Origin of the sequence: Acinetobacter sp. YH16044 (assembly GCF_013417145.1) — a bacterium.
Lineage (GTDB): Bacteria > Pseudomonadota > Gammaproteobacteria > Pseudomonadales > Moraxellaceae > Acinetobacter > Acinetobacter amyesii.
In genome coordinates this window covers 22,406-34,512 of sequence record NZ_VPEK01000005.1, presented here as the reverse complement: position 1 = coordinate 34,512, position 12,107 = coordinate 22,406, and the positions used below count along the sequence as shown (strand labels likewise).

The following is a 12,107-nucleotide window of genomic DNA, read 5'->3' as shown; positions in this document are numbered from 1 at the left end:
TAATTTTCATCCTAGGCAGCCATTGCTGTACAAATGAAAAGAGGGATAAAAATGTCGATTAACCAATTTTTGCCATCATTAGAAAAATTTGCAGAAGCAGAACATCAATATATTGAATATTTTACATCGAAAGGTGAAAAAGACATTTTAGGTAAAGTCATTTCAAATATGAAATCGACCGCTGAGATTCAAGCCTCTCAAGGCGTAGACTCATGGTTAGCATATGGCGTGTATTTACCTGCTGTAGAACGCATCTTTGCGCTACATCAAGGGGAAACAGAAGCTGAATTTTTTGAACGCACACAATATCCAGTTGAAATCGTACAAGCGTATAGCATTAAGGATCATGACATTGCCACATTGATTGCTGCAGACAAATACAGTCGAATCCACCAACAGCACCTCCCAGTTAATACTAGCCGCTGGCCTTATAGTGACGACGGTTCAAGTATTGATTTAAATCAGTATCCTGCACGAATTAAAGCCAATATTTAATCTTTTATTTAATGAAATATTGAAGCAGATAAAAAAGGCATCCCGTACATGGATGCCTTTTTTAAATATTTTGTATGCGCAAAAATACTTAGAGTTGCTGCTCAGCCTGCTGAAATTCACGAATATTTAATTCATTTAGTTCTCCACGCCAAATCCATTTCAGTTTTGACTCAAGGAATACATCTCCTTCAAACCAAACAAATAAACCTTCCATCATTTTCGGCCAGTCTTCGCGTGTCACGATATTTTTACCTGAAATAATGGCAAGAATTGCAGCCAAAATCGTATCATGACTCACCGCTAGACTCAGACCATAATCATTGGTTGGATGAGTGTTGTAAATCAACTCCAAAACATCTACCACCCCATGAATGGGCTGTTTCATACCCGGCAAAGCATTATTCACAAAACTATTGATAAAGCCTAAAGCACCTTGCTTTTGAAAGTATGGTCCTGCTTTTTTAATATCGAGCACAAAACTTCCCGGCTCGACCAATAATCCTTGTTCAATGATCTCGATATGGTGGGTATTCGGTTCAATCGTGACATTATCTGCACCTTGAATCATCAATGCCGCCGTATCCACACAGCGCTGAATTGGACTCGAAATACAGTGCTGAATAACACGATCGGTATTTTCAACCAAATAGCTGCCCCACGCTTCGGCTAAATCTCGTCCTTGATGGGTCAGTTGCAAGTCATAACCGGCCAAGCCTTGTCCTTGTACAACTTCACGAATGGAATGACGTGTAAACAATGTTACAGGCGTCTTTTCATCCGGCAATAAGTCTATTGCTTTCAGCATACTAGGAGGGAGCAAATCTAGGGCCATAATTGACAGTTCTTAAATGCAGGAGATTTAACGGAGTGTGCTGACACTATAGCATGAACCCGATTTAGCTCAAGTTTTGTCAGGCATGTTTGCCAAAGCATTTAAGGCCAATTCTTTCATTTCGGCATTTTTAAATGCAATAAATCCACCATTTAATAAAGTCGTGCGTTGGTTATATAGAAATGCGCGACCTTTAAAATCAACCAAACCACCACCAATACGCTCGATTAAACATTGTCCAGCGCTCGTATCCCATTCACAAGTCGGATGAAAACGCGGATAAATATCCACTCGATCTTCTAACATCATACAAAACTTATATGCACTACCAGCATGGTAGGCCTGAAAAGGAGTGAGTTTTTCTAAAGCGTCTAGATAGTCCGTATAAATCGGCTTATTTTTGGCACTTTGACTCAAGCCAACGTGTACGACACTCTCTGCAGAGGTTTGAACATATTCATACCATGCAGTGGACTGGCTATCATATTTCAGCGGCAGTCCCGCAAAGGGGCAAATATATACGCTATATTCCCCCGGGATCGCCAATATGGCAAAAGTGGTATTGGCCCCATCTACCAAACTCAGATTAATGGTAAATTCAGGTCTTTTATGTAAAAACTCTTTGGTACCATCCAAGGGATCAAGCAGCCAAAATTTTTGCCATTGCATACGTTCAGACTTGTCACCTTCTTCTGACAATACAGGCAAGTTAGAAACTTTGGATAATGCTTGAGTAATATAGCTATTTGCACGATAGTCCGCTTGCGTTACAGGTGAATCATCACTTTTACGTTCCACATCAAAATCCGCACCTGAGCAATAACGCTGATATTCTTCTCGCAAAATTTCGCAAGCTTGTGTCACAATGGGAACCAACTGCAAAATCAGTGGGTCTTGCGGTGCTGTTGTTGTTTTAAACATAGAATACCTTTATATGCCAAATTACTCAGAAAAGCCGACGATCATTTTTGATATGGACGGTACTTTACTCGATCTTGCCTATGATGATTTCATTTGGAATGAGCTGCTGCCAATTCGCTATGCTGAACAGCATCAGTGCTCACTCGAACAAAGCAAGCAAACGCTATTTAGTTTTTATCAACAGCATAATCATACCCTAAAATGGTACTCCTCTCGCTTTTGGACGTCACAAGTTGGCGTTGATGTTCTGGAAATGCAAATAGAACAAAAAGCCAAAGTAGCCAAACGCGAAGGCTGCATTGAGCTGCTTACCTATCTTAAAGAAAATGGCTATCCTATTTGGCTTGCGACCAATGCCGACTTTGCAGGCTTACAATTCAAACTTAAAGAAACCGGTCTTCGTGATTTTTTCGATGTTATCGTCAGTTCAGAAACGCTCGGTCATGCCAAAGAGTTTATTGAGTTTTGGCAAATATTAGCAAGCAAACATCCCTTCGATGCAAAAAACTGTTACTTCATTGATGACACAGAAAAAGTGCTCAATGGTGCAAAACTTTTTGGGATTGAACAGCTCTATTCGATTCAACAGCCTTCATCTGCCAAAGCGCCTCGAGAGACTTGTAATTATCCAATGCTGTCCGCATTAACAGATTTAATCCCTATTTTAGAAGCTCAAATGACTGAGCACGTCGAGGAACAGAAAAAATATGCGTAAATCAAATCTAGCCGAAGATGCGGTTGGTATGCGTATAGACAAATGGTTGTGGGCTGCACGTTTTTTTAAAACACGCTCTATTGCCAAAAATGCTATTGAAGGCGGTAAAGTTCATCATAATGGCGAACGCGTTAAAGTCTCTCGTGAGGTTCGTGTAGGCATGGAATTAACCATTGCACAAGGCCTTGAGAAAAAAACCGTGGTGGTGAAAGCACTGTCGGATGTTCGTGGGCCTGCCCCAACCGCTCAGCTGCTTTATGATGAAACTGAGGTCAGTATTGCAAAACGGGAATTGCTCGCATCCCAAAGAAAGTTGCATAATCTAGCTCGGCCAGATCATCGACCAAGTAAAAAAGATCGTCGAGATATTGGTAAATTTAAAAGAGAAAATGATCAACAGTTTGACCAGCAATGGTCTTATAATGATGATTAAGTTAAAGCGTCACAACATGTCGCACCTGTTGTGATTTTCATAGAACAAAAGGATGATTTCTGTCACTATACCCTCGTGGAACAGATTTAAACTGAATACATCCACTTGAGTATATTGTTTCGTGACATCGTATTGAGGTTGTAAGATGGATGATAATAAAAGCAAGGCGTTAAATGCGGCCTTAAGCCAAATTGAAAAGCAGTTTGGTAAAAACACCGTAATGCGTCTTGGTGATAATACTGTACAGGCGGTTGAGGCTGTCTCTACGGGTTCTTTAACACTAGATATCGCACTAGGTATTGGTGGTTTACCTAAAGGTCGTATCGTAGAAATCTACGGTCCTGAATCTTCTGGTAAAACGACTATGACATTACAAGCCATTGCCCAATGTCAAAAAACTGGCGGTACTTGTGCATTCATCGATGCTGAACATGCATTAGATCCTCAATACGCACGTAAACTTGGCGTAGATATTGATAACCTTCTTGTTTCACAGCCAGACAATGGTGAACAAGCGCTTGAAATTGCAGACATGCTGGTACGTTCAGGTGCCATTGACCTGATCGTAGTCGACTCGGTCGCTGCACTTACCCCTCGCGCCGAAATTGAAGGCGAAATGGGTGACTCACACATGGGCTTACAAGCTCGTCTGATGAGCCAAGCACTCCGTAAAATTACTGGTAATGCAAAACGTTCGAACTGTATGGTGATCTTCATTAACCAAATCCGTATGAAGATTGGTGTAATGTTTGGTAGCCCAGAAACCACAACGGGCGGTAATGCATTGAAATTCTATGCGTCTGTACGTTTAGATATCCGCCGTATTGGTCAAGTGAAAGAAGGCGACGAGATCATTGGTTCAGAAACCAAAGTGAAAGTTGTGAAAAACAAAATGGCTCCTCCATTCCGTGAAGCGATTTTCCAAATTCTATACGGTAAAGGCGTGAACCATTTAGGTGAACTTGTTGACCTTGCGGTACAACAAGAAATTGTTCAAAAAGCAGGTGCTTGGTATTCATACCAAGGTGACAAGATTGGTCAAGGTAAAAACAATACCATTCGCCACTTAGAAGAACACCCTGAACTTGCACAAACCATTGAAAAACTGATTCGTGAACAACTTCTGACTACGGGTACAGCACCTGTAGAAGACAAAGACGAAGAAGAACCAGACTTTTTAGATGCTTAATTACAGCATGCTTTAATAGCGGACAAAAACGCCCTACGGGGCGTTTTGTTTTGCACTCAAAATTTGTATTAAAATGACCCCATGACTAAAGACCATTTTACACTCTTGCTCGACTATGAAGCACTAAAACAACAGTTTGCAGAAGCTGAAGAACCCACCAGCGTAAATCATGCTTCACAAACTGACATCCCGCATGACAATGCTTCAGTGATCGATCACTCTGCGTTGCATTTTGATGCCAATGGTAAAGATGTTCAAGCTGAAAAAAAACCAGGACTGCGCGGCTCTCGTCTACGCTCCTACGCCTTTGCAGTACTCACACGCAAAGAATACTCAAAAGCGGATTTAATCGAGAAATTAGCACTGTATGCGGATAGTCGTGAAGAAGTCATACACTTGGTGGAAGAACTCGCACGTGAGAACTATCAAAGCGATCAACGTGTAGCAGAAATGCTGTTGTCGAGTCAAAAGCGTAAAGGTAAAGGTCCCAACCGTATAAAGCTCGCTTTAAAAAATAAAAAAGTAGACAGTGAATTAATTCAGGATGAATTAAAAGAAACAGATTGGGTCGCCGAAGCCTACCAGCTCAAGATCAAAAAATTTGGCAAAGCTGTTGAACGTGATCCAAAACAAAAAGCCAAACAAATACGTTTTTTACAATATCGAGGATTCGATCTAGATACGATTTTTAAAGTGATTGCACGTAAAGAATTTGATGACGAATAACAAAGATATAGATCTAAATGAAGAATTAATAAAACTAAAATAAAGAAGAATCTAGGGTTAAAAAAAATGAGAGGAAGTTTAATTTATTATTATTGAAACTGGTGGCAACCCTACCAGCAAGACTTCGGCACATCATATTTCTACTACCGTTGCTACCTTCCGGTCCTGGCGGGGTTTGTAGAGTACAATTGCGAAGTAACCGGCAGGGCTACCATTGCAAGAACAGAGTATAGAGATTTTTAATAAACATGCAAGCCTAAAACCAAGAATTCCTGAGTAGAAAACACTGTTTGATTATTTATAAATCAATATGATGGTCGATGATGTAGAAAACGTGAAACTTCATCACTATATTTTTACTTTAATACACAGCAAGATTGTAAAAGCTTATTGCAATTCAGATCTTTGGCGTTTTTAATGTGCTTATCGTTTTATCTAAAGCTGTCTGTAATAAAACTATTCAATACGGACATGCTTGTAACTACATGGAATTTTTATGATGTTTAAACAGCATGTATTGTGTGCCCTTACATTGACTTGCTCAGGTGCATTATTTGCCAATATTCCAATTGAATCTCGTGGTTTGAGTGGCGCAGATAATGGCACTGTGTATACAGCAAATAATACGGCCATTCAAACAGGTGCTGGCTCTACCCCTACGCCAACAAATTTGAATTGGCAGCTTATGCAGAAGAACCAACAGCTTGAAAATGAATTGCGTAGCTTACGCGGTAAAATGGAAGAGCAAGACAATATTATCGAACAATTAAAAAGTGAACTTACAAACCGCTATGCAGATTTAGATCAACGTTTAGAGCTACTCCAACAAAAAGTAGATCCGAGTGAAGACACAGAGGCTGCGGAGGATAACCAACAAGGTACTGCACCCAGTAGCAGCTAATATAGCCCCTACACCAGCTAAACAACCTACGACCCAAGCAACATTAAGCTCATCTGCAAAACAACCTGTAAATGCAGGTGGTGACTCACTTGAGCTTGAGAAAGCAGCTTATACCGTTGCTTTAGATGCATATAAACAAGGTGGTGCGAAAAAAGCCATTGCACCAATGAAAAACTTTATTAAGAATAATCCTAATAGCGTCTACATTAGCAATGCATATTTTTGGTTAGCTGAGTTCAACCTTGCTGTTGAACCGACCAACTACGCAGAAGCGAAAAAGAACTATAGTATCGTGGTAGATCAATACCCTGAGTCGACCCGCGCGCCTAGAGCGTTATATCAACTGTATAGCATTGCAAAAGACGTCGATCGAAATAGCAGTTTAGCAACGCAGCTCAAAACCAAGCTTACCCAAAAATATCCAAAATCTGAAGAAGCAGGCTTTGTTAAAAAATAGTCCTATTTTTAACGCAAAAAAAAGACACCTTATAAGGTGTCTTTTTTTATTCGCAGCATTTAGCGTACGATACCGCGCTTAGACTGCTCAAGTGAGTCAATCAACAATTGCGCTTCTGCCACTTCAGGCAAAATTTCAGTACGAATACGTTCAATCGCTTCATTCGTCGTTAATCCATCTTTATAGATCAATTTAAAGGATTCACGTAAACCTTGAATCACATTTTTAGACCAACCTTTACGACGCATTCCTTCAATGTTCATGGCAAAAGCATGGGCTGGATTACCAGATACCATGACATAAGCAGGTACATCTTTCAAAATAAGAGATGCACCACCAATCATACTGTAAGAATCGATTTTACAGAATTGATGAATACCAGAGTTACCACCTACGATGACATAATCACCAATGTGGACATGACCTGCAACGCCGACGTTATTAGCAAAGATATTATGATCACCTACCACACAGTCATGTGCAATATGTGTATTCACCATCAATAAATTATGACTACCAACTTTAGTTAGACCCTGATCTTGAACAGTACCACGGTGTAAACTACAGTGTTCACGAATCGAGTTATGATCCCCGATTTCTAACCAAGTTTCTTCACCAGCATATTTCAAGTCTTGGCAGACTTCACCAACACTGGCAAATTGAAAAATTTCGTTATGTTGACCAATACGGGTATAACCACCCACCACAACATGTGAATGCAGTTTAGTACCCGCTCCAATTGTGACTTGAGGACCAATAATACAATATGGTCCAATTTGCACATCCGGAGCAATTACTGCTGATGAGTCAATAATGGCGGTAGGATGAATTAATTCGTTATTGCTCATGCTGTCTCTGTTTTCTGATGCGAAACCATAATTTCCGCGGTTGCTGCGACTACGCCATCTACAGTGGCAACACAATTATATTTGTAAATGCCACGCTTTTGCATCACTAATTCTGATTTTAATACAAGTTGATCGCCTGCAACGACTTGTTTTTTAAATCGGACCTTTTCTGCACCAGCAAATAAGAACAACGAACCCGCTGAAGGTTTCTCATTATTCATGATGAAACCTAAGATACCCGACACTTGCGCCAATGCTTCAACAATCAGCACACCCGGCATAATTGGGTATTCAGGGAAATGGCCCTGTAAAAATTCTTCGTTAATCGTTACATTTTTATAGCCTACAATCCCGTTGTCAGTCACTTCAACAACACGATCAACCAATAAAAACGGATAACGATGTGGCAAATATTCACGAATAGTCTGAATAGTCATTGGTAATTCAGGTTTTGTGAAAGCTGGGGTATTCGACTCTGTCATCATAATTATTTACGCAATTTAAATGTTGATTCAAGGGACTCAATTTGAGACTGCATATGATCAAGTCGTTTGACCAATTGGGTCAATGGCACATCTGCTAATTGTTTAAAGCGGATTGCTGCCTTTTTCCAAGAACCACTTTCAAGCATTGGCGTGCCTGAAGAATAACTTCCAGCAACGGAAATACTTTTTGTGACCATTGACATACCGGTAATTGTCACATTATCTGCAATATTAATGTGACCTACGATACCAACAGCCCCTGCTAGCACACAATTTTTGCCAATAGTTGTACTACCAGCAATGCCACATTTCGCAGCCATTGCTGTATTTGCACCAACTTTGACGTTATGTGCGATTTGCACAAGGTTATCAATAATGACACCATCTTCCAAAATTGTGTCATCTAAAGCACCACGGTCGATACTACAATTTGAGCCAATACGCACATCATTCCCGATGCGTACAGAACCTAATTGAGCAATACGATGCCATTTCCCTTGATAAGGCGCAAAACCAAACCCTTCACCACCGATCACCGTATTTGCATGGATACGTACACGATCACCTAACTTGGCTTCACCAGTAATCGTCACATGCGAATCGATAAAACAATCTTTACCAATTTCAACACCATGATCAATCTTCACTTGTGATTCAATTCGAGTTCCTTCACCCACCACGCTATTCGCACCAATCACCACATAATGCCCAATATAAGCAGTATCAGAAATGATTGCAGAAGGATGAATTTGGGCAGTACTTTCAATTCCTGTTTCTACAGATTTTTTTTCAAAAACATGCGTCAGAATAGCGAAAGCCAGATACGGATTGGGTACAACAATGAAGTTTTGCTGTGAAGGGATTTGTGACTGCATCTCTGCAGTCACAATCAGCGCACCAGCCTGAGACTGTTGAGCTTCATTCAGATATTTATCTGCGTTTAAAAATGCAAGCTGATGCGGTTGAGCACTCTCTAGACTTGCCATTCCACTGAATTGCAAGTCTAACTGACCAATACATTGACCTTGAACAAGTTGAGCAAGCTTTTCTAAACTGAATTTTTGAGAATTCATTGATTATTTAATTGCATTAACCTTTTGAATCATTTTATCAGTTAAATCAAACTTAGGGTCATACGCAAGTGTTGAATTTTTATTCAAAACAACATCTAACTTATTTTCTGTGCGCAATTGTTCTGCAACTTGCTTGATTCGTGTATCCATCGTGCGATTTAAAGACTGAATATTCCCTTGAACCGAAGCTTGAACTTTTTGCTGTAAATCAGTCAGCTCTTTAAGTTTAGTTTGATACTGTTGACCCATTTGCTGCTTTTGCGCAGCAGTCAACTTATCACCACCCTGCTGAGCTTTTTGCTGCATTGCTTCTAGCTCTTTAGCCAGTGATTCAATTTTTGTCGTTTGTGGTTTCAATTGCTGTTGAATTTGAGCATTTTGTTGCTTGATGTAAGTACTTTGATCAACCACTTTTTCTAAATCAACCACACCATAACCCGCTGCATGTACCACAGCAGAACACGACATACCCAATACCGCAAAACCAGCAAATAATTTATTCATCTTATCAACCTGTAATTTTGTTATACCTAGAAGGGTCGTACTTAGAATGTACGACCAATCTCGAATTGAATTTCTTTTGTTTCATCGCCAGCTTTATCATTAAGCGGGAATGCATAACTCAGTGAAATTGGACCAATCATCGTGATCCAAGTAAAGCCAGCACCAACGCTATAACGCATGTTATTCATATCAAAGCCGTAATTATCTTTACAGTATTGACGGTCTTCACTAGATTTAGGAACATCACATTGGGTATCAAATACTTGTGCGCCTTCAGCAAATAAAACTGGACGAACTTGACGAGCCCAATCACCTTTAAATGGTACAGGTAAAGCTAATTCAGTACCAAATTGAATTAAAGCATTACCACCGACTTCTTCTGGATCGTAGTCAACCTGATTTTGCGCATCATAATACACACCAGGATATTTCGGCCCTAAAGTACTGTTATCATAACCACGTACCGAACCAAAACCACCAGCATAGAAGTTTTTATAGAACGGCAAATCATTACCATAGCCTAACTTACCGTAACCACGTAATACAAAGTCTTTACCGAGTGGGAAATAAGCTTGAGCATCGTAAGTGATTTTTTGATATTCAACATCACTACCCGGTAATGCAATTTCGGCATTGACGCGGTGTGACATACCCGATGTAGGGAATACCGGGCGATTCAAGGTGTTATATGACCAACCCAAGTTAAGGTTATAAGTTAAGAAATCACCTTTAAATTCATTATCATAAGTAATTTCTTCAACAGCACATTTATAACCAATTATTTCGTTTTTATCATTATAAACAGGTACAGTATTTTGAGACTCACCATTAGCATCTTTTGGGCAGTAAGAACCTTTCCCTGTAGCTTTACCACCGTTAGCAAGTAAGTAGTCACGGACATACGTAGATACATATGGGCCTGTAGTTACATCAGTTTGATCAACATTCAAACCCATACTGATACTTTGGTTTTCATCGATCGGATAACCAAAGTTGATACCACCACCAAAACTATCAGTGACGTAGTTATTAACGTTATAGTCGTTATCTAACTTGGTTTTACGGTAGTACAAGTTATAACCACGGCGTACACCATCAATAGTGAAATATGGGTCAGTTACACTTAGGTTGTAGTAATCTTGAGTCTCTGAACGTGACAAATCAATAGAAACTGCATTACCTGTACCCAAGAAGTTGGTTTGACTCAAACCTGCTTGGAAAGTTACACCGCCACTTTGTGAGAAACCAACAGCTAAAGTACTTGTCCCCGAATGCTGCTCTTCAACATTTACATTTAAATCAATTTGATCTGGCGTACCCGGAATACGTGCAGGCTTAACATCAACGGTTTTAAAGAAACCAGTACGTTCTAAACGCACTTTAGACAAATCAATTTTTTCGTTACTTGCTAATGCGCCTTCCATTTGACGCATTTCACGACGTAGAACTTCATCAGCTGTTTTCGAGTTACCTGTGAAATTAATACGGCGAACAGTGACTTGCTGACCCGGATTCACATAGTAATTTAAATCAACCAATTTGGTGTCTTTATTGATTTCAGGAACAATGTTCACTTCTGCAAAGTAGTAACCTGCGTTACCATATTTACGAAGTAAAAGTTGTTTAACACCATTCACTTTTTCTTGTGAATATAAATCGCCATCTTTATAGAGTTTTAAAGCGTTTAAATCAGTTTGCGTATAAAGCGTATCACCTAAGAAATGGGTTTCACCAAACTTAAATTGTTCTCCTTCATCCACCGAAACTTCGATAAAGACATGCTTTTTATCTTCACTCAAATTCAGACTTGAATTAGTAATGTTGAAGTTGATGTAACCTTTGTTGAGATACATCGCACGTAAAGCTTCTAAACTCGCAGCCATCTTTTCACGTGCATAGCGGTCATTACGAGAAATGATCGAGTTCCAACCACTTTCTTTTAATGCAAAAATTTGTTTAATTTCACTTTCTTTAAAAACCGTATTACCAATGATATTGATATCAAATACTTTGGCAGATTGACCTTCTTCAAACTCGATTAAGACATTGACACGGTTATTCGGTTGAGCGGTTGTAATAACTTTAACATCAGCATCATAACGACCTTGCTGCATGTACTGTTGTTCTAATTCAGTCTCAACCGTTTGCAAAGATGATTTCTTTAAAACTTCACCTTCAGACAGACCCATTTTCTTTAAGCCTTCTTCCAAGGCTTCTTTAGGAATAAGTTTATTGCCTTTTAGCTCAACTTTAGAAATTACTGGGCGTTCAACCACTGTATATACAAGGGTATTACCGACTTGTGAAGATTTGACATCATCAAACAAACCCGATGCAAACATGCTACGAATTGAGTTTGAAATGATTTGATCATTGACACGATCACCAGCGGAGAATGGGATCATTCCGGCTACATTGTCAGGAGTTAAACGCACTAAGCCATCAACACGAATATCTTGTACTACAAAATCATCTGCTGCATATACTTGTTGTGCTACGGCCATAGCACTAACCAGTGCCAATGGCAT

General features: G+C 39.7%; 12 protein-coding genes, 1 other RNA gene and 1 pseudogene. 6 read left to right on the top strand and 8 right to left on the bottom strand.

Annotation, left to right across the window (positions count from 1 at the left end; all coding sequences use genetic code 11):
- Nucleotides 1-51 precede the first annotated feature (51 nt).
- Nucleotides 52-495 (top strand): hypothetical protein, encoded by a 444-nt coding sequence (locus FTV38_RS05075; RefSeq protein ID WP_180007777.1) that lies wholly within the window; start codon nt 52-54, stop codon nt 493-495.
- Nucleotides 496-583: 88 nt separating this feature from the next.
- On the opposite strand, the gene FTV38_RS05070 is transcribed toward FTV38_RS05075, so the two are convergent.
- Both FTV38_RS05070 and FTV38_RS05065 read right to left on the bottom strand, forming a co-directional pair.
- Nucleotides 584-1,327 carry a histidine phosphatase family protein gene (locus FTV38_RS05070; protein WP_078188709.1) on the bottom strand — a complete coding sequence of 248 codons (744 nt, stop codon included), beginning with the start codon at nt 1,325-1,327 and terminating at the stop codon, nt 584-586.
- 69 nt (nt 1,328-1,396) lie between these two features.
- A complete protein-coding gene (locus FTV38_RS05065) occupies nt 1,397-2,248 on the bottom strand; it encodes a 3'(2'),5'-bisphosphate nucleotidase CysQ (RefSeq protein ID WP_180021720.1) in 852 nt (283 codons plus the stop codon).
- A 13-nt stretch (nt 2,249-2,261) separates the two neighbouring features.
- Between FTV38_RS05065 and FTV38_RS05060 the strand changes: the two genes are divergently transcribed.
- The 4 genes from FTV38_RS05060 to FTV38_RS05045 all read left to right on the top strand — a co-directional run bounded on the left by FTV38_RS05060 (nt 2,262) and on the right by FTV38_RS05045 (nt 5,311).
- The gene (locus tag FTV38_RS05060; RefSeq protein ID WP_180021718.1) at nt 2,262-2,963 is read left to right on the top strand and encodes an HAD-IA family hydrolase; all 702 of its coding nucleotides are present in this window, start codon (nt 2,262-2,264) and stop codon (nt 2,961-2,963) included.
- Nucleotides 2,956-3,396, top strand: coding sequence for an RNA-binding S4 domain-containing protein (locus FTV38_RS05055; RefSeq protein ID WP_168377604.1), 441 nt, complete (start codon nt 2,956-2,958; stop codon nt 3,394-3,396). The genes FTV38_RS05060 and FTV38_RS05055 overlap by 8 nt, the downstream gene beginning before the upstream one ends.
- A gap of 145 nt (nt 3,397-3,541) precedes the next feature.
- Nucleotides 3,542-4,585: a recombinase RecA gene (gene recA / locus FTV38_RS05050; RefSeq protein ID WP_078188713.1), complete on the top strand. Its 1,044-nt coding sequence runs from the start codon at nt 3,542-3,544 to the stop codon at nt 4,583-4,585.
- A gap of 81 nt (nt 4,586-4,666) precedes the next feature.
- The gene (locus FTV38_RS05045; protein ID WP_180021716.1) at nt 4,667-5,311 is read left to right on the top strand and encodes a regulatory protein RecX; all 645 of its coding nucleotides are present in this window, start codon (nt 4,667-4,669) and stop codon (nt 5,309-5,311) included.
- Between the two features lie 108 nt (nt 5,312-5,419).
- Here FTV38_RS05045 and ffs read toward each other — a convergent pair.
- Nucleotides 5,420-5,516, bottom strand: an RNA gene (gene ffs / locus FTV38_RS05040) — signal recognition particle sRNA small type.
- A 291-nt stretch (nt 5,517-5,807) separates the two neighbouring features.
- Between ffs and FTV38_RS05035 the strand changes: the two are divergent.
- Nucleotides 5,808-6,669 (top strand): annotated as a pseudogene (locus FTV38_RS05035) (YbgF trimerization domain-containing protein).
- A gap of 59 nt (nt 6,670-6,728) precedes the next feature.
- Here FTV38_RS05035 and lpxA read toward each other — a convergent pair.
- Genes lpxA through bamA form a run of 5 tightly spaced genes read right to left on the bottom strand, consistent with a single transcriptional unit; the run spans nt 6,729 to nt 12,083 of the window.
- Nucleotides 6,729-7,517 (bottom strand): acyl-ACP--UDP-N-acetylglucosamine O-acyltransferase, encoded by a 789-nt coding sequence (gene lpxA, locus FTV38_RS05030; RefSeq protein ID WP_168377606.1) that lies wholly within the window; start codon nt 7,515-7,517, stop codon nt 6,729-6,731.
- Nucleotides 7,514-7,999 (bottom strand): 3-hydroxyacyl-ACP dehydratase FabZ, encoded by a 486-nt coding sequence (gene fabZ, locus FTV38_RS05025; protein WP_171263789.1) that lies wholly within the window; start codon nt 7,997-7,999, stop codon nt 7,514-7,516. The genes lpxA and fabZ overlap by 4 nt, the downstream gene beginning before the upstream one ends.
- Nucleotides 8,000-8,004: 5 nt before the next feature.
- Nucleotides 8,005-9,075 carry a UDP-3-O-(3-hydroxymyristoyl)glucosamine N-acyltransferase gene (gene lpxD / locus FTV38_RS05020; protein WP_180021714.1) on the bottom strand — a complete coding sequence of 357 codons (1,071 nt, stop codon included), beginning with the start codon at nt 9,073-9,075 and terminating at the stop codon, nt 8,005-8,007.
- Between the two features lie 3 nt (nt 9,076-9,078).
- Nucleotides 9,079-9,579 carry an OmpH family outer membrane protein gene (locus FTV38_RS05015; protein ID WP_180021712.1) on the bottom strand — a complete coding sequence of 167 codons (501 nt, stop codon included), beginning with the start codon at nt 9,577-9,579 and terminating at the stop codon, nt 9,079-9,081.
- 41 nt (nt 9,580-9,620) lie between these two features.
- Nucleotides 9,621-12,083 (bottom strand): outer membrane protein assembly factor BamA, encoded by a 2,463-nt coding sequence (gene bamA / locus FTV38_RS05010; RefSeq protein ID WP_373887005.1) that lies wholly within the window; start codon nt 12,081-12,083, stop codon nt 9,621-9,623.
- Nucleotides 12,084-12,107 lie beyond the last annotated feature (24 nt).